Source organism: Frankia sp. AgB32 (assembly GCF_023243045.1).
GTDB lineage: Bacteria > Actinomycetota > Actinomycetes > Frankiales > Frankiaceae > Frankia.
In genome coordinates, this window is the sequence record NZ_JALKFX010000024.1 from 36,831 (window position 1) to 54,999 (window position 18,169).

General features: G+C 74.8%; 7 protein-coding genes and 1 pseudogene. 3 read left to right on the forward strand and 5 right to left on the reverse strand.

The window, feature by feature from the left end; all coding sequences use genetic code 11:
* Positions 1-12: 12 nt before the first annotated feature.
* Positions 13-255, reverse strand: a complete 243-nt coding sequence (locus MXD60_RS09935; protein WP_248818716.1) for a hypothetical protein — start codon at positions 253-255, stop codon at positions 13-15.
* 170 nt (positions 256-425) lie between these two features.
* Here MXD60_RS09935 and MXD60_RS09940 point away from each other — a divergent pair, with 170 nt between their 5' ends.
* Positions 426-1,400 (forward strand): zinc-binding dehydrogenase, encoded by a 975-nt coding sequence (locus MXD60_RS09940; protein WP_248818717.1) that lies wholly within the window; start codon positions 426-428, stop codon positions 1,398-1,400.
* 113 nt (positions 1,401-1,513) lie between these two features.
* Here the strand turns inward: MXD60_RS09940 and MXD60_RS09945 are convergent, their stop codons facing one another.
* From MXD60_RS09945 to MXD60_RS09955, 3 genes are all read right to left on the reverse strand, one after another.
* Positions 1,514-1,693: a DUF6104 family protein gene (locus MXD60_RS09945; protein WP_248818718.1), complete on the reverse strand. Its 180-nt coding sequence runs from the start codon at positions 1,691-1,693 to the stop codon at positions 1,514-1,516.
* A 148-nt stretch (positions 1,694-1,841) separates the two neighbouring features.
* Positions 1,842-5,606: a multifunctional oxoglutarate decarboxylase/oxoglutarate dehydrogenase thiamine pyrophosphate-binding subunit/dihydrolipoyllysine-residue succinyltransferase subunit gene (locus MXD60_RS09950; RefSeq protein ID WP_248818719.1), complete on the reverse strand. Its 3,765-nt coding sequence runs from the start codon at positions 5,604-5,606 to the stop codon at positions 1,842-1,844.
* Positions 5,607-6,320: 714 nt separating this feature from the next.
* Positions 6,321-7,277 (reverse strand): thiamine-phosphate kinase, encoded by a 957-nt coding sequence (locus MXD60_RS09955; RefSeq protein WP_248818720.1) that lies wholly within the window; start codon positions 7,275-7,277, stop codon positions 6,321-6,323.
* Positions 7,278-7,606: 329 nt separating this feature from the next.
* Between MXD60_RS09955 and MXD60_RS09960 the strand changes: the two genes are divergently transcribed.
* A complete protein-coding gene (locus MXD60_RS09960; RefSeq protein ID WP_248818721.1) occupies positions 7,607-9,337 on the forward strand; it encodes an acetamidase/formamidase family protein in 1,731 nt (576 codons plus the stop codon).
* Here MXD60_RS09960 and MXD60_RS09965 read toward each other — a convergent pair.
* Positions 9,250-14,202 (reverse strand): PDDEXK-like endonuclease domain-containing protein, encoded by a 4,953-nt coding sequence (locus MXD60_RS09965; protein ID WP_248818722.1) that lies wholly within the window; start codon positions 14,200-14,202, stop codon positions 9,250-9,252. The two genes, MXD60_RS09960 and MXD60_RS09965, sit on opposite strands and share 88 nt — an antisense overlap.
* A 501-nt stretch (positions 14,203-14,703) precedes the next feature.
* Here MXD60_RS09965 and MXD60_RS09970 point away from each other — a divergent pair.
* Positions 14,704-18,108, forward strand: a pseudogene (locus tag MXD60_RS09970) (UvrD-helicase domain-containing protein); the annotation flags it as partial.
* Positions 18,109-18,169: the final 61 nt, after the last annotated feature.

The window sequence follows — 18,169 nt, forward strand, 5'->3', positions numbered from 1 at the left end:
GGTGTCGGCGGGTCAGACCCGGCCGCAGCCGGCGCAGGGCCGGTTCTCCGCGGCGTCGACGAGCGGACGCAGCGTCCCGCAGCCCTGGTAGGAGCAGCAGACGAAGTCCGCCGGCTGCACGGTGATGACCGGGGTGCCGTCGACGATGATCGTGGTCGGTGGTTCCGGGGCGGCAACGGGCCGCCGACGCCGCCAGCCCAGCCGGTGCCGCGCGCCGCGACGCTCGGGCGTTCCCGCATCGTCCGGTGGGGTCACCGCGATCCGTCCGTCGCCGCGGCCGCGCTCGTCGTTCCCACGGAGATGAGTTCAGCACACCCGTCCCGTCGATGCGCGGGACGGGGCGGCTGATCCCGCTTCGCCGGGTTTCGTGGCGCCACCGGTCCCGGCCGTTCGCGCCCGGACAACCGGGACCGTAGGTTCGGGACGTGCTCGCCGCCGCCGCCGTCGCCCTGCATCCGGACGCGCCCCTGGACGGCCTCGCCGTCGGGGAACAACCCGAGCCCGCGCCGCCCGACGACTGGGTCACCGTCGACGTGCGAGCGGCCTCGCTGAATCATCACGATCTGTTCAGCCTCCGTGGGGTTGGCCTGCCGGCCGAGCGCCTCCCGATGATCCTCGGCTGCGACGCCGCCGGCGTCACCGCCGACGGGCAGGAGGTCGTCGTGCACGCCGTCATCGGGGATCCGGCGGCCGGCGGCGGGGACGAGACGCTGGACCCGCGCCGTACTCTGCTGTCCGAGCTGCACCCGGGCACGCTGGCGGAGCGGGTCGCGGTGCCCCGGCGCAACCTCGTCCCGAAACCGTCGGAGTTGTCCTGGGTGGAGGCGGCCTGTCTGCCGACCGCCTGGCTGACGGCGTACCGGATGGTGGTGAGCCGGTCCGGCCTGCCCGCGGACGGGGGCGGCACGCTGCTCGTGCAGGGCGCCGGCGGCGGGGTCGCGACGGCGGCGCTGCTGATCGCCAAGGCGGTCGGGCACACCGTGTTCGTCACCTCCCGCGACGAGGTCAAGCGCCGCCGGGCCGGCGCCCTGGGCGCCGACGAGGTCGTCGAGTCCGGCGCCCGGCTGCCGAGGCGGGTCGACGCCGTCATCGAGACGGTCGGGGCGGCCACCTGGGCGCACTCGCTGCGGTCGCTGCGACCCGGTGGTCGGATCATCCTGTCCGGCGCGACCAGCGGCCCGAATCCGCCGGCCGACCTCACGCGGATCTTCTTCCAGCAACTGTCGGTGATCGGCTCGACGATGGGCAGCCGGGACGAGCTCATCGCCCTGCTCGCCCTGCTGGCCCGCACGGGCATCCGCCCGCTGGTGCAGGAGGTGCGCCCGCTGGCCGCGGCGCGGGCGGCGTTCGAGCAGCTCGCCGCCGGCGACGTGGTCGGCAAGCTGGTCCTGACCTGCTGACCTGCTGACCTGCTGACCTGCTGACCTGCTGACCTGCTGACCTGCTGACCTGCTGACCTGCTGAGCCGGCCCCAGGCCGCCGATGCCGGTGGCCCGGGCTGGGCTGGGCGGGCTCAGAGGTCGGGGTCGTCGTCGGGGCGGGCGAGCCAGGTGGCGAGCCGCTCGATGGCCACCTCGAACTCCGGGTGGACGTCGACGAACGCCCGCATCGCGTCGGCGAGGCCCTCGATGGTGAGCGTCTCCTCGCCGCGACGGTCAACCAGTTCCTCGATGCCGCGGTCGGTGAAGTACATCCACGCTCCTCAGGCCCGCCGTTCCTCGCGCCCCTCGATCGACCTGCCAGCCCTCTGACGTGCCGGCCGACCGTCGGGCGCCTACCGCCCACGCGCCGGCGACCGGGCTCCTGGTGGAGAGCCCCGGGCCGCGGGCGCGCTGGCGACGTCAGTCTCCGAAGGCCGCCTCGACGAGGGCCTTCTGCTCGCGCTCGTGCACCCGCGACGAGCCGGACGCCGGCGCGGCCGCGGCCCGCCGGGACACCCGCCGCAGCCGGATCCCGCCGGGCAGGTACTCGGCGATGTTGAGCGCCATGTGCGGGTAGGCGCCCTGGTTCGCCGGCTCCTCCTGGACCCAGACGATGTCGGTGACGTTCGGGTAGCGCTCCAGCACCGCGGCCAGCTCCGGCCCAGGCGTCGGGTAGAGCTGCTCGACCCGCAGCAGCGCGCACCGTCCGTCGGCGTCCAGCTGGTCGCGCGAGGCGGCCAGGTCGTAGTAGACCTTGCCGGCGGACAGCAGCACCCGGCGCACCGCCGCCGGGTTGGTGACGGCCGCGTCGTCGATCACCGGCTGCCAGCCGCCGCTGGTCAGCTCCTCGACCGCCGACGTCGCCGCCTTCAGCCGCAACATCGACTTCGGCGTGAACACGACCAGCGGGCGCCGCACCGGGGAGAGGGTCTGCCGGCGCAGCAGGTGGAAGTAGCTGGCCGGGGACGACGGCGCCGACACCGTCATGTTGTTCTCCGCGCACAGTGACAGGAACCGCTCGATGCGGGCCGAGGAGTGGTCCGGGCCCTGGCCCTCGTAGCCGTGCGGCAGGAGCAGGGCCAGCGACGACCGCTGCCCCCACTTGGCCTCGCCGGCGGTGATGAACTCGTCGATGATCGACTGGGCGCCGTTGGTGAAGTCACCGAACTGCGCCTCCCACATCACCAGCATGTCCGAGCGGGCGACCGCGTAGCCGTACTCGAAGCCCATCGCCGCGAACTCACTGAGCAGCGAGTCGTAGACGTAGAAGGTGCCGACGCCCTCGTTGTTCTCGGTGCCGTCCAGCCCGTAGCGCAGCGTGCGCAACGGGGTGTGGTCCTCGGCGGTGTGCCGGTCGACGAGCACGGCGTGCCGCTGGCCGAACGTGCCGCGGCGGCTGTCCTGGCCGGTGAGGCGCACCGAGCGGCCGTCGAGCAGCAGCGTGCCGAACGCGAGGGTCTCGGCGAGGGCCCAGTCGATCGCGCCGGTCCCCACCATCTGCGCGCGCCGTTCGATCTGCGGGCGCAGCCGCGGGTGCGGGGTGAAGCCGTCGGGCAGGTTGACCTGGGTGTCGATGACCCGCTTGACCGCCTCCGGGGTGACCGCGGTGCTGACCGCGGCGGCCGCGGCGGCCTCCTCGGGGGTCGTGACGATCCGCGGCTGCGGCGCCGTGCCGGCCGGGGACGTGTCCCGCGTCTGCGCGAACGCCTTCTCCAGCTCCGCGCGGTAGGACTTCATCGCCTGCTCGGCTTCCTCGCGGGTGATGTCCCCGCGGCCGATCAGCGCCTCGGTGTAGAGCTTGCGCACCGAGCGCTTGCTGGCGATCGTGTCGTACATCAGCGGCTGGGTGAACGACGGCTCGTCCATCTCGTTGTGGCCGCGGCGCCGGTAGCAGACCAGGTCGATCACGACGTCCTTGTGGAACGCCTGGCGGTACTCGAACGCCAGCGCCGCCACCCGCACGCACGCCTCCGGGTCGTCCCCGTTGACGTGGAAGATCGGCGCCTGGACCATCCGGGCGACGTCGGTCGCGTACACCGACGAGCGGCTCGACTCCGGCGAGGTGGTGAAGCCGACCTGGTTGTTGATGACCAGGTGGATCGTGCCGCCGGTGCGGTAGCCGCGCAGCTGGGAGAGGTTGAGCGTCTCGGCGACGACGCCCTGGCCGGCGAACGCGGCGTCCCCGTGCACGAGGACGGGCAGGACGGTGAAGCCGGCGGAGCCCTTGTCCAGGATGTCCTGCTTGGCGCGCACCACGCCCTCGGTGACCGGGTCGACGGCCTCCAGGTGCGACGGGTTGGCCACCACCGAGACGCCGACGGTCCGCCCGGACCGGCCGCAGTACTCGCCCTCGGCGCCCAGGTGGTACTTGACGTCACCGGAGCCGTGCGCGGTCTGTGGGTCGAGGTGACCCTCGAACTCGTCGAAGATCTGCCGGTAGGACTTGCCGACGATGTTGGCGAGGACGTTGAGCCGGCCGCGGTGGGCCATGCCGATGACGACCTCGTCCATGCCGGCGTCGGCGGCCCGGTCGAGCACCTCGTCGAGGGTCGGGATGGTCGACTCGGCGCCCTCCATCGAGAAGCGCCGCTGGCCGACGTACTTGGTCTGCAGGAACGACTCGAACGCCTCCGCCGCGCCGAGCCGCTCCAGCACGTGCAGCTGCTCGGCCGGGTCAGGACGCTCCGCGGACCGCTCGACCCGGGCCTGGATCCAGGCGCGCTCGTCGGGCTCCTGGATGTGCATGTACTCGATGCCGACCCGACGGCAGTACGAGTCGCGCAGGACCCCCATGACGTCGCGCAGCGACATCGTGCGCTGCCCGGCGAAGCCGCCGACCGCGAAGTCCCGGTCGAGGTCCCACAGGGTGAGCCCGTGACTGATGATGTCCAGGTCGGGGTGGCTGCGGATGGCGAACTCGAGCGGGTTGGTGTCGGCCATCAGGTGGCCGCGCACCCGGTAGGCGTGGATCAGCTCCAGCACCCGGGCGTTGTGGTCGAGGTCGCCCTCGTGCACCACGGGCTTGTCCGTGACCCAGCGGACGGGCTCGTAGGGCACCCGCAGGGCCTGGAAGATCTCGTCGTAGAAGCCGTCCTCGCCCAGCAGGAGCTGGTGCATCCGGCGCAGGTACTCACCGGACTGGGCGCCCTGGATGATCCGGTGGTCGTAGGTGCTGGTCAGCGTGATCGTCTTGGAGATCGCCAGCCGGCTCAGCGTGTTCACGGCGGCACCGGAGTACTCGGCCGGGTACTCCATGGCGCCGACGCCGATGATCGTCCCCTGGCCCTGCATCAGGCGGGGCACCGAGTGCACCGTGCCGATGCCGCCGGGGTTGGTGAGGCTGATCGTGACGTCGCTGAAGTCGTCGGCCGTCAGCTTGTTCGCCCGCGCCCGGCGCACGATGTCCTCGTAGGCCACCCAGAACTCGCGGAAGTCGAGCGTGTCGGCCTTCTTCACCGCGGCGACGACGAGCTGGCGGCCCTTCGGCGTGACCAGGTCGATCGCGAGTCCGAGGTTGACGTGCTTCGGCTGGACCACCGCCGGCTTGCCGCCCACCTCGGTGTACGAGGCGTTCATCGCCGGGTTGGCGGCGACCGCCCGGACCATCGCGTAGCCGATGATGTGGGTGAACGACACCTTGCCGCCGCTGGAGCGGGCCAGATGGCGGTTGATCACGATGCGGTTGTCCGCGAGCAGCTTCGCCGGGAACGCCCGGACCGACGTCGCGGTCGGGACGTGCAGCGAGGACTCCATGTTGGTGACCACCCGTGCCGCCGCGCCGCGCAGCGGGCTGACGGCGGAGCCGCCTGCGGCGGGCTCCTTCGCCGCCGGCGCCGCGGGCTGCTTGGGGGCGGGTGCCTTCGCTGCCGGCTGGGGCGCGGCGGGCTGCGCCGGGGCCGGTGCCGCGGTGGGCTTCACGCGGGCGGCGGGCGCCGCGGGCGCCGGGCGGGCGGCCGCGGGCTGCGGCGCGGCCGGCGCGCTGTGTGTCGTCTCACTCGCGGGAGACGCCCCGTTCGGGGCCCCGTCGGCGCCCAGGGGCATGCTTGGGCGGTAGTCGGAGAGAAACTCCCGCCACTCCGGTGACACGCTTTGCGGATCTTCGAGAAACTGCTGGTAGATCTCGAAGACCAGCCATTCGTTGGGTCCGAAGTCAGGTCCGGACGCAGGAACCGTCGGTGCTGTCACGGGGCCAATCGCCTCTATCCACGGTCTCACTACACGGCCTCCGAAAGGCCCTTCTGCCACCGTCTGACCAGGCTACCCGCTCCCGACTTCGGTGGCGGAACCGGTCCCGCCCGGTCGGACAACCCGGCCTGGGCGACGGGGTCGATGTCGCTGCGGCGCGGGGCCGGAGCGCCCGTGGGCGGCGGTACGGATGCCAGGTGTGGTCGCCGGAGATCGGGCGGTTTTCATCGCAAAATGGGCCTTTCGTCCGCGATTCCCCGACGGGAACACGGTCGCCGCGCCATCGGTTAAACTGAGCAGCGCCGGCCCGCATCATGGCCCCCGGACCCAATAAAAGTCGCTTCGTGCGACCTACGCCCGTGAGGCGACCTGGCGGGCCGGCGCTCACACTTCTGCTGTTGTCCCCGGAGTGGACAGCTGGTTAATGCGGCCTTGGTGGGCGGCGATGCGGTGGCGAAGATAGTTGCGGTGGGTGACGGCGATGGCCAGGCTTGCGTGGGCGAGCGGCCATGGGGGTCCCTCTGATCGAATTCCCGTCCGACTTGTCGCCCAGAAGGACCCATGGTTCGGCGCTCCGGCGCACTTCGGTGACGGCCTGTCGTCTCGGGGCCGAACGATCGCGCCACCGGGAGGCCGGGGGAGATGACCTCCTCCAGCCCGACGACGAGGATCCGCCGGTGCGCCGCCCGCGCGCGACCTGAACCCGCCGGCCGCTCACCCGAAATGGTTCCACCCGCCGGAGCCGCGAGGTGCCTGCCCGGCCACGCTCACGCCGGCGCCGGCCAGGACCGCGCCGATGCGTACACAACCTGCCGGCAGCGTCGCCTCCGCCGGCAGGCAGGCGACCAGCGCGTGGTCCTCACCGCCGGTGAGCGCCCAGCCCAGCGGATCGGCCCCCAGCGCGGCGGCGGCCGCCCGCAGCGCTGGGCCGAGCTCGATGGCGTCCGGGTCCAGGTCGATCCGAACCCCGGACGCGGCGCAGATGTGCCCCAGGTCCTGCAAGAGGCCGTCCGAGACGTCGCACATGGCGCGCGCGCCGGCGGCGGCGAGCGCGGGACCGAGCGGGTAGGGCGGGCGCGGCCGGCGATGCGCGGCGCGTAGCTCCGCCCATGGCGCCGGCCCGTCGCCGAGCCCGGCGCCCAGCAGGGCGAGGCCTGCCTGGGCGGGTCCGACGGAGCCAGCGAGCACCACCACGTCACCCGGGCGCGCCCCCGAGCGCAGCACCGGCGCCCGACCCTCCAGATCACCCAGGGCGGTCACGCCCAGCATGATCGTGTCGGCCGAGCTGACGTCGCCACCCGCGACGCTCGCCCCGGCCCGCGCGCACTCGGCGGCCAGGCCGTCGGCCAGCGCCAGCGCCCAGTCCACCGCCAGCTCCCCGGGCGCCGCGAACCCCACGAACAGGCCGGTCGGGCGGGCTCCCATCGCCGCGACGTCGGAGAGGTTCTGGGCGGCGGCCTTGTGCCCGACGTCCGTCCCGGACGACCAGTCCCGGCGGAAGTGCCGGCCCTCGACCAGCAGGTCCGTGGTGACGACCACCCGGCCGTCCGCGGCGGCCAGCACCGCCGCGTCGTCCCCGGGGCCGACGAGCACGTCGCGACCCCGGCCGAGACGGGCGGTGATCGCCCTGATCAGCTCGAACTCACCGAGGTCCCGCAGCGTCGCGGTCATGGCCGGCGGCCGGTCTTCCGCACGGCGATTCCCCCGGCAGCGGTGGCCCGGAAGGGCCAGCCGGCAGCGTTTCGCGGCCACTGACCGTACGTGGACGGTGGGTTTGCCGGCTCCACGATGCTCTGCCGACGGAATGCCCGTGATCGCAACACTGGCGTGACCTTTTCGTCATATGCCGCGGAAAAACTGACGCGCGTGCAGATTCAGCCCTGTCGATGTGTGCGGCTCAGAGCCCCCGTCGGCACCACCGTGGCCGTCCGACCGCGCGTCCAGGCCGTTCGTCACGGCGGTAGCACGCCTGGCCGACGCCGGGCGCGATAGGTCTGCCGGTGGCCCTGCAACCCGGCCGCGGCAAGATCGAGGGAAAGCACTACCTGCCCTCCACGCCGGAGACAGTCACCTGGGGCGATCTGCCGAACGCCCTGTCCAAGCCGGTCCTGAGCATCGACTCGGGCGCCACGGTCACCTTCGACACGGTCAGCCCGGAGGGAATTCTCGGCGACCAGGGACGTGATCCCGACGCGTTCCTCGCGGCGCTGGGCGTCGCGCCCCCGGAGGTGCTGGCCGACGCCCGCGCGATAGCCGCCTCCGGCCTGCCGCACCGGTTCGGGGTGGACGCACCGCACATCGTCACCGGCCCGGTGCTGGTCCGCGGTGCCCAGCCCGGGGACATGCTGCGGGTCGAGGTCGTCTCGCTGCATCCGCGGGCCCGGTACGGCATCGTCTCCACCCGCCACGGCGACGGCCTGTTCGCCGGGGAGTTTCCCGAGGGCGGGCCGCCCGAACGCGGCGCCGACGCGCGCCACTGGCAGCGCTTTGGCACGCTCACCACCTTCTGCGCCGTCGAACGCCGCCGAGGCCGCCTCTTCGGGGTCCTGGCCAGCGCGAACGGTACTCGGGCCCGGTTTCCGCTGGCGCCGTTCCTCGGTGTCATGGCGGTCGCCGTGGACAGTACCACCGAGGTTCTGCCGTCCACCTCGGTCGGCCTGCACGGCGGCGCGCTGGACTGCGGCGATCTTGGTCCCGGCGCTCGGCTGTACCTGCCGGTGCAGGTCGTCGGAGCGCTGCTCGCCGTCGGGGATCCGCACTACGCGCTCGCCGACGGCAAGATCGGCGCGACCGCGCTGGAGGGCCCGTTGCGCGCCACCCTGCGCCTGACCGCGCTGCGGGACGCCGCCACCAGCTCCGCGATCGGCGCGCTGCGGGAGCCGTTCATCGAGACGGACACCGCCTGGGTCACGATGGGCGTTGACGTCGAGCTGTCAGAGGCCATCCGCCGCGCGACCCGCTCGGCGGTGCTGTTCCTGCACAGCCGGACAGGGATGGAGCGGACCGAGGCGCTGGCCTACCTGTCGGCGGCCGGCCACCTCGCGGTGAGCCACCTCGGCCCGGGGACGCAGACCGCGTTCTGCCGGATCCGCCGAGCCGACTTCATCGAACCGGCCCCCGCCAAGTCCCGCCTGCCCAGGCCTGCGTTCGCCCGCATCGTCGGTGCCGGCGACACGACCGGCCCGGACGAGGCGGCCGACGCCAACCCGGACACCGACCCGACCGTCCCGCATCTGGACGACGCGGCCGAGACCGACGGCACCGCAACTCCCGGCAGTACGGCACCTCCCGGCAGTACGGCACCTCCCGGCAGTACGGCACCTCCCGGCGGCGCCGCACCTCCCGAGGGCACCGCACCTCCCGCGGGCACCGCGCCTTCCACGCCTGAGGGCCCCGCACCTGCGGACGTCGCGCCTTCCCGGCTCGTCACGCCGATGCGGCACGGCACGGCCGCCCGGCACGGATCCTCATCCCGTCATGGCCTGTCAGCCCGTGACAGCAGGAGGCCGCGCGAAGCCAAGCCCACCCGCACCACCAGAGCCGCGCGCGACAGCGGGCCGCCGGGCGACGCGGCACCGGCGGACCAGCGGGTCCCGCTGGAGGGCGGGCTGGCTCACGGCGGGCAGCCGGAGACGGGGACGCGTCACCGCCGCGACCCGGTTCCCGACCCCGTCGACGACCTGGGGCCGCCACCGCTCGAGTCCGACGGGGTGGCGGGTTCATCGGGCTGATCGTCCAGGCCCTCCAACTCCGACAGGGCAATCGGCCGCCAGCGGGCGACGAGCTCGTCGGCGGCGGCGCGTACCCGCGGCCGTCCGGCCGGGGCCGACCCGCCGGGCGCCTGCGGCCCGCTGGCGAGGGGGCTGATCCCGGCTGCGGCCAGCCGTGGCCACAGCGTCGCGAGGGCGGCCTCGGGGTCGAGTTCGAAGTCGGACCGCCGGATCCGCCAGAACGGCCAGCCCGCCCGGCGCAGCTCCCGCTCCCGGTCGAAGTCGCGGGCGAGCTGGCCCGGATCGGCCCCCCCACCGCCGTCGCCGCCGATCGCGAACCGGGCCCGGCCGCCGGAGACGACCAGGTCGATCCGCTGGCCGCCGACCTCGAGGCGAGGGGTGACGAGGTAGCCGCGGCCCGCGAGCGCCCGGAACACCCGCTGCTCGAACAGCGAGCCGAACGCCGGATGCGGGCGGTCCACGGGGACGTCGGCGAGCGGCGGTGGGTCCCCGCCGGGCGCCAGCGCGGCCGTCCGCGTCGTGGACAGGACGTAGCCGAGGTAGCTGTGCCGCAGGTCCTGGTGGTCGAGGTCGGCCAGGGTCACCGAGTGGAACAGCCACACCTGGTCCCGCGCGCGGGAGGCGGCGACGTTGAACCGGCGCTGGTACTCCAACCGGGTCAGCGCGACCGGCCGGTCGTTCGGCGAGACCACCAGCGAGAGGAACACGACGTCCCGCTCGTCGCCCTGGAAGTCGGCCGGGGTGCCGACCCGCAGCCGGCGGCGCAGATGCTCCGCGGCGGACATCCGTTCGGCCAGCAGGTCGCGGATCATGGTGGCCTGGGCGCTGCCCTGCGCGACCACGACGCCGAAGCTCAGCCCCGCGTACCGGGGATCCTCCGCGCAGGCCAGAACCTGCGCGACCAGCGCGTCGGCCTCTGCCGGATTGCGCGGCCCGGCCGGGGTGGACGCGGTGGCCCCGTGCGGGACGTAGCGGGCCATCAGCGGTGGCAGCCGGTCCGCGCCGAACTGGCGCAGCGGGACCAGCGGCGCGTCCCGGTAGAACATCACCGACGACCATTCGATGATCTCCGGCATGCAGCGGAAGTGCTCCCGCAGCCGGACCACCTCGCCGAACCGGGTCCGCAGCAGGCCGAACAGGCTTGACCGGGGGGTGAAGCCGACCCGCAGCCAGGCCGGCACGTCCGGCAGCAGGGCGTCGAGCCGGTCGAGGACGCCGTCGAGATCCTCCGCCGGGTCCTCCGGTGGCGTGCACTGCCGGTCGTCTCCGACGACGATGACCCGCGGGGCGAGCCAGAGCAGGAACAGGCTGTCGAGTCCCGCCTGACTGCCCTCGTCCACGATGACCACGTCGAAGCTGTCCCGTACCGCCGGGATCGTGGAGAGGACCTCCCGGATCGGCATCACCCAGGCCGGCACGGCCGCCTGGGCGACCCGCATCGCCTCCCGGGCGGCCTGGCGGTAACGCTGCGCGTGCCGGCCGGCGAGGGTGCCGCCGGCGGCGACGGCGTCGGCGTAGGCGCGCAGGGCCGCGGACTGCTCGGCGCCCATCCGGGCCAGACAGTGCTGCCACGCCCGGGCGCTGGCGAGTTCGGCGGTGGTCGCGGCGACCATGCCGTCGGCCGCGTCGAGCTCCGCGTCGAGATCGACGGGCCCGGCCGGTGCGCCGGCCAGGCCCGGCCCGGTGGATCCGGGCCCGTCCACCTCGTCCGGGCGCTGGTCGGACCGGGTGGCGCGGGCCAGCCAGGCGGCGGCGAGCCCCCATTCCCAGGCGGCCGTGAACGTGCCCAGGCGGTGCGGCCACGGATCGTCGTCCGCCCTCGTCGGGCTGGCCGCGGCGGCCGAGACCAGCACGTCGGCCAGCGCCGGGTGGGCGGTGCGCAGCCGGCCGAGCAGTTCGTCGCGCCGGGCGGCGTCCCGCTCGGCGGCCAGCCGGGCCGCGAGCGCGGTGGCGGCGGCGGTGTAGGCGGCCGGGTCGCGTTCCCGGGCGGCCGTGGCGAGCGCGGTGAGCTCCGCGGGCGCGGCCGGGTCCGCGGCGAGCCGGTCGAGGCCGGCGGCGGTCTCGGACAGCTCCCGGTCGGCGGTCGCCGCCGCGGCCACGGGCTCGAGTGCGGAGATCGTCACGGGCAGGCCGCGAATGTCCGCGGCGGAGTCGACGCGGGGTGGCTGGCCGGGGCCGAGCTCGCCGGCGAGCTCGACGAGCCGATCGCGTGCCGCCACCACCGCGTCGATCGCCTCGATTGCCTGGTGATCCTCGGCGAGCCGGGACAGGCGGATCTCGATCGGTTCCGCCGGCTGTCCCGGCCGTCCCACCAGCGTCCAGGCCCGGTCGGCGGCGTCGACGGCGAGCTGCGCCCGCAGCCGGCTGCGCACGAGGTCGAGCAGCTCGACGGTGCTCGGCGGCTGCCCGTCCACGGTGACCTGCCGGAGCAGCGCTTCGGCGGCCCGCTGCGCCTTCGGTCGGAACCGCCGGCGCAGGCCGCCGCCGTCGTCCAGGTGCTCGCGCAGCGTCTCGGCCTGGGCGAGCAGGCTGGCCGTCCCGGCCATGGCGTCCCGGTCGGCATCGGCATCGGTGGCGGTGGCCGGGTCGCCGGCGGCGGGTCCGTCCGGGTCGACCTCGCCGGCCGGAGCCTCGGTGAGGATCACCGCGGTGGGGAGCTCCACGGCGTGCAGGCCGACGTCGATGAGGTGCCGGGTCGCCTCGGCGACGAACGGCGCAGCCGTGCGGACCTTCGCCCACAGCAGCTCGTCGCGGCCCGCGAGGGCATCGTCGAGGGCGGCGGGGATCCACTCCCGCCCGGCCGAGCGGGCGGCGTGGGCGGTCAGCTCGTCCACCGCGCGCACGACGGCCAGCACCGCCGCGCGCTCCTGGTCGACCACGGCCGCGGGCGAGGCGGCGAGCTGGTCCAGCAGGCCCCGCGCCGCGGTCGGCAACCCGGCCCGGGCGGCCGCGGCGGCTGTGGCGGTCCGCTCACCGGCCGCGACCATCGCGGCGAAGCGAGCCACCGACGGCACCGGCCACTCCCGCGGCGCGGCGCGGCGTCGCGGGCCCGCCGCCGGGTCCGGCGGCTGGGCCACCAGCAGGGCATACAGCTCGACGGCCTCGGCGTCGGCCAGCGGCGACGGTGCTGGGCGCGCGAGTCCGGACGGTGCCAGCCCGGACGGTGCCAGCGCGGACGGTGCCAGCCCGGACGGTGCCAGCCCGGACGGTGCCAGCCACCCGCACGCCGACCGGCCCGCGCGAACCCGGGCCGCGATGTCGGCACGGGTGCCACCCCAGCCCGGCGCCACCTCGGCGTCGGAGTGCACGGTGAACTCCGCGCGCCGGGCGGCACGAGCCCGGTCGGCCAGCGACTCGCGCACGCGCAGCGCCTCGGTGCGACGACGGGCGGCCAGCTCGATGCGGCGGTCCAGCTCGTCGGGACGGTAGGTCGCGCGGCGCGCGGCCAGGGCGCTCACACTCGTCGCCAGTTCCGGCGAGCCGATGCTGTCCGGTGCTGCGGCGGACGGGGTGTCGGCATCGGTGAGCGACACACACAACTGCTGCAGATCGGCCGGCAGTTTCGCCCGCAGCACCCGCAGCGCCTGCGCCTTCTGGCTGGTGACCAGGACACGCTGCCCCTCGGCGAGCAGCGCGCAGATCAGGTTCGCGATCGTGTGGGTCTTGCCGGTGCCCGGCGGGCCTTCGACGACGACCCCGTTGTCGTGGCCGAGCCGTTCCAGCACGCGGGCCTGCTCGGGGCTCGTCGGCAACGGCAGCAGCGGGTCGGCGCCGAGCACGGCGCCGCTCGTCGCGCCCTCGGCGGCCAGCCACGCGAGCCGTTGCGGGGTGTCCAGCGTGGCGACGAGCTGGGCGAGACCCAGCGGCGGCGGTCCGCCACCGCGCAGCGCCTCGATCATCCGTTCGTAGTAGCTGAGCAGGGCCGCCTGGTCGCGGACCCGCAGCACCAGGGCCGGCGCGAAGGCCAGCCGAGGGCCCGCCGGGCCGGCCGGCGCGGGCGGGGGAGCGTCGCCAGGGTCGAAGCCCTCGGTCGGGACATCCAGGGCGACGGTAAGCCAGTCCCGCAGCGCCCGGGCGTCGTCGGGGCCGAGCGGGGCCGGCGGCCGGTCGCGCAGGCGGTCGTGCAGGCTGTTCGTCCGTTCCCGGCGGAACCCGGGCTGGTCGTCGAGCAGTGGTCCGTCGCCGAGCCGGGTGGACGCACCCGCCGGCACCCGCACCCGCAGGTCCGAGGTGACCGGGTCGATCTCCGCGGTGAGCCGGGTGGTCAGCAGGTGCTCGCGGATCAGCGGTCCGCCGGCCGGTCGCCAGGTCAGCAGGCCCGTCGCGAGCACCAACTCCAGCGCGTCACCCTCCTGGGCGAGCCGGGCGGCGACGGCGTGCAGGGTGGTGTGCAGGGCGCGGCGCTCGGCGTCGGCGCGGGCCCGACCTGCCCAGGTCCGCCAGGCCGGCAGCCACTCCCGGTACGCCTCCTCGGCCTTGGCCTTGATGTCGGCGTTGGTCTCGGGGTAGGTGCCGGCCTCGGGGTCGGGCTCCAGCCAGGCCGGGGGGTTCACCGGGTCCGCGTGCGCCGCGTCGGGCAGGTCGACGCGGCCGGCCAGGACCGCGGGCAGCGGGGGCGGCGGGGGCAGGGCGGCGGCGGCCGGGGCGGTCAGCAGGACCTCGCCCGGCCCGGCGTGCTCGGCGAGCTGGGCGCTGGCGGGGAGCTCGGACAGCCAGAGGACGAGCGGATGCTCGTCGACGGTCCGCACCCGGGCGCCGCGTCCCACGGCCAGTTCCTGCAGGAAGCGCACCAGCCGGTGACAGCGGTCGGCGAGGGCCGCGCGCCGCTCCTCGTCGCCGGCTCCGGCTTCGGGAACGCGCGTCACCGTGACCCCGGCCGGATCCGCCGCAGGTCATCCGTGGGAGCAGTGGGCCGCTCGTCGGTCGCCATCCGCCGCCTTCTCTCCTCACCGGGCCACCGTTGGCCCGCGCCGTCACGCCGTCACGCCGTCACGCCGTCGCTCCGTCACGCCGTGGGACACGCCGGCCGTTCGTCGCGGGAGACTGACGAGGGCGGCGCCGGGGCCTGGGGCGATGTGCCGCCGGCCCGCGCGACGCCGCGGGACCGCCGGGCGGCGTGCGCCGAAACGGGATGACCTACGAATAATGACCGGCGTCCGTCCCCGGGCAGCGTCCGGGGCGGCTCCGGACGGTCCACGCTGTGTCCACGTCCGGTCCGCGGACCGGACGACGCCCCGCCCGCCCGGACTGCCCTCGGACGCCGGCTGTCCACCTGTGTTCCCGTTGTTGGCCTGGTCGGGGTCGGTTCCGTCGTGTCGGCGTGCCGATGGCGGACGGCGGCGGCGGATGCGACAACATACACATCCGTGATGTCACGGTTCTATGCTGATTTGCACATCCACTCCCGGTACTCACGGGCCTGCAGCCGCGACTGCGACCTGGACCACCTGGCCTGGTGGGCGGCTCGCAAGGGCATCGCCGTCGTCGGCACCGGTGACTTCACCCATCCCGCGTGGTCCCAGGAGCTTGCCGAGAAGCTCGTTCCCGCCGAGCCCGGCCTGTTCCGGCTGCGGCCCGAGCTCGAACGCGAGGTCCTGCGCACGCTGCCGGCCTCCTGCCGGACGGCCACCCGCTTCATGATCTCCAGTGAGATCTCCACGATCTACAAGCGGGGCGAGAAGACCCGCAAGGTCCACCATCTGCTCTACACACCGACCCGGGAGGCCGCCGCCGGCATCACCGCGGCGCTGGCCCGCATCGGCAACCTGGCCGCCGACGGCCGGCCCATCCTCGGCCTGGACTCCCGCGACCTGCTGGAGATCACCCTGGCCGGCGGTCCGGGCTGCTACCTGGTGCCCGCGCACGTGTGGACGCCCTGGTTCGCCGTGCTGGGTTCCAGGTCCGACTTCGACGCGATCGAGGACTGCTACGTCGACCTCGCCGACGAGATCTTCGCCCTGGAGACCGGCCTGTCCGCGGACCCGGAGATGTTCTGGCGGATCTCCGGCCTCGACCGGTACCGGCTGGTGAGCAACTCCGACGCGCACTCGCCGCCGATGCTCGGCCGGGAGGCGACGGCGTTCGACTGCGAGCTGGACTACTTCGCCATCGAGGCCGCGCTGCGCGGCGGCGACGGGTTCGCGGGAACGGTCGAGTTCTTCCCCGAGGAGGGCAAGTACCACCTCGACGGTCACCGCAAGTGCGGGGTGTGCCTGACCCCGGAGCAGACCCGCGAGGTCGGCGGACGCTGCCCGACCTGCGGCGGCCCACTGACGGTCGGCGTGCTCAACCGGGTCGAGGGCCTCGCCGACCGCGCACCCGGCACGCGGCCGGCGACGGCGGGCGCGGTCCGCTCGCTGGTGCCGCTACCGGAGGTCGTCGGGGAGATCCTCGGCGTCGGGCCGAAGAGCAAGGCGGTCGCCACCCAGGTGAGTTCGCTCGTGTCGCGGCTGGGCCCGGAGCTGGGGATCCTCGGCGACGTGCCGACGTCGGCCATCGCCGCGGCCGGCTCCGCCGCACTGGTCGAGGCGATCACGCGGCTGCGTCGCGGCGAGGTCATCCGGCAGGCCGGCTTCGACGGCGAGTACGGCGTCATCCGGCTGTTCGGGCCGGACGAGCTCGCCGGCGGCGGCACGCTGTTCGATCTCGCCCCGCCCGTCGGCGCGGGCGCCGCGCCGGATCGCGCCGCGGCCGGCGGCGCGGGCCGGGCGAAACGGTCCCGGCACAGCGCGCTCGCCGCCGACGTTCCGGACACCGCTCCCGACGGACCGTCTCTCGACGAGGCGCTGGCCGCCGTCCCGGCACTCTCGGCGACCGCCGACCCGCCGGCGACCGCGACCGGGGCCGGTCCGACGGACGCGGTGACGGGCGGGGCATCGTCCGCGGACGGCCTGCTGGTGCTGGCGGGGGAGCTCCCGCCCGCGGCGGGGGAGCCGACGGCACCGTCGCTGCTCGACGGGCTCGACCCGGACCAGCGCCGCGCCGCGGCGCACGCGGGCGGGCCGCTGCTGGGGCTCGCCGGCCCCGGGCCCGGCAAGACCCGCACGCTGGTGCACGCGATCGCCCACCGGGTCGCCGACCTCGGCGTGCCCGCCGCGCACTGCCTGGCGGTGACCTTCACCCGCCGGGCCGCGGGGGAGCTCACCGAACGGCTCGACGCGATGCTCGGCGAGCGGGCCCGGGAGGTGCTCGCGACGACGTTCCACGGCCTCGGGCTGACGATCATCCGGGAGCAGTACGAGCGGCTGGCCCGCGGCGCCCGGGTGCGGGTCGCCGACGAGGCCGTCCGGGCCGAGCTGCTCGACGCCGCGCTGCACGGAGTGGGCGACGCCCAGCAGCGGCGGCGGGTGTCGGCCGGGATCGCCGAGCTCAAGCGGCTGCGCGCGCTCGGCGCGGCGCGGCGCGACCACGACCTGGTCGGCGTGCTCGCCCGCTACGACGCCGAGCTGCGGGAACGGGACATGGTCGACCTCGACGACCTCGTCGTGCTGCCGCTGACCCTGCTGCGGGACTCGGCCGAGCTCGCCGAGCACTACCGTCGCCGCTGGCCGCACGTCTGGGTCGACGAGTACCAGGACACCGACGAGCTGCAGTACCGCCTGCTGGCGCTGCTGTGCACGCCGGAGTCGAACCTGAGCGTCATCGGCGACCCGGATCAGGCCATCTACAGTTTCCGTGGCGCGGACGTCGGGTTCTTCCTGCGGTTCACCGAGGACTACCCGGGGGCCCGCACCGTCGCGCTGACCCGCGGCTACCGCTCGACGCCCACGATCGTCCGCGCCGCCCTCGACGTGATCGCGCCGGCCAGCCTCGTTCCGGGCCGGGCGCTGACGGCCGTGCGGGGCGCCGCCGGCGACGGGCCGGTGCTGCTGCGTCGACACCGCAGCGACACCGAGGAGGCGATCGCCGTCGTGGACGGCATCGACGCGGCCCTCGGCGGAACGTCGTTCCACGCCCTGGACTCCGGCGTCGACGGGTCCGTGGAGGCCGGGATGTCGTTCGCCGACATCGCCGTGCTGTACCGGACGACCCGTCAGGCGGAGCCGATCATGGAGGCGCTGGCGAAGCGCGGATTTCCCTTCCAGCGCCGGTCCCACCTGCCGCTCGCCGACGCCCCGGCCGTCGCCGCCCTGCTCGCCATGCTGGAGACGGGTGGGGGCGCGGGGATTGCGGGCAGGCCGGTGTCGGCCCTGTTGCGGGATGCGGCCGGACGGGCGCAGGACCTGGCGGACGCCCTGGGCACCGAGCTGGGGGCGACACCACCGGAGGGTTTCGGGGGCTTCCCGGGCGGGCGGGTGCCGTCGGAGGCGGAGCTGCGGCTCGCCATGGAACTGCTGGCGCCGGCGGCGGCCTCGGCGGGCTCGGACCTGGACGGGTTCCTCACGGCGGTGACGATGGCCAGCGAGGTCGACGGGTTCGACCCGCGCGCCGACCGGGTCTCGCTCCTCACCCTGCACGCGAGCAAGGGCCTGGAGTTCGGCCTGGTCTTTCTGGTCGGCTGCGAGGATGGGCTGCTGCCGATGCGGTTCGGGCCGGCGGGTCGGCCGGTGCCGGCAGAGGTGGTGGCCGAGGAACGGCGGCTGTTCTTCGTGGGCGTCACCCGGGCCCGCGACCGACTGGTCCTGTCCTCGGCGGCCCGTCGCCGGGGGACCGGTGGGGACGGCGAGTCCAGGCCGTCGCCGTTCCTCGCCGACATCGGCGCGACGCTGGTCGCGACGGCGGACGCGGATGTCCCGGGCCCGCGTGGGCGGGGCCGCCGGGGGGCGGCCCGCCCCCCCCCCCCCCCCCGCGCCCCGCGGCGGGGGGATAAGTTTGTGGGGGGGGTTGGCCGCC

What these genes read in the sequence shown, in the direction of transcription:
- MXD60_RS09945 (WP_248818718.1), bottom strand. Translation starts at nt 1,693, where the DNA reads ATGTACTTCACCGACCGCGGCATCGAGGAACTGGTTGACCGTCGCGGC.
- MXD60_RS09955 (WP_248818720.1), bottom strand. Translation starts at nt 7,277, where the DNA reads ATGACCGCGACGCTGCGGGACCTCGGTGAGTTCGAGCTGATCAGGGCG.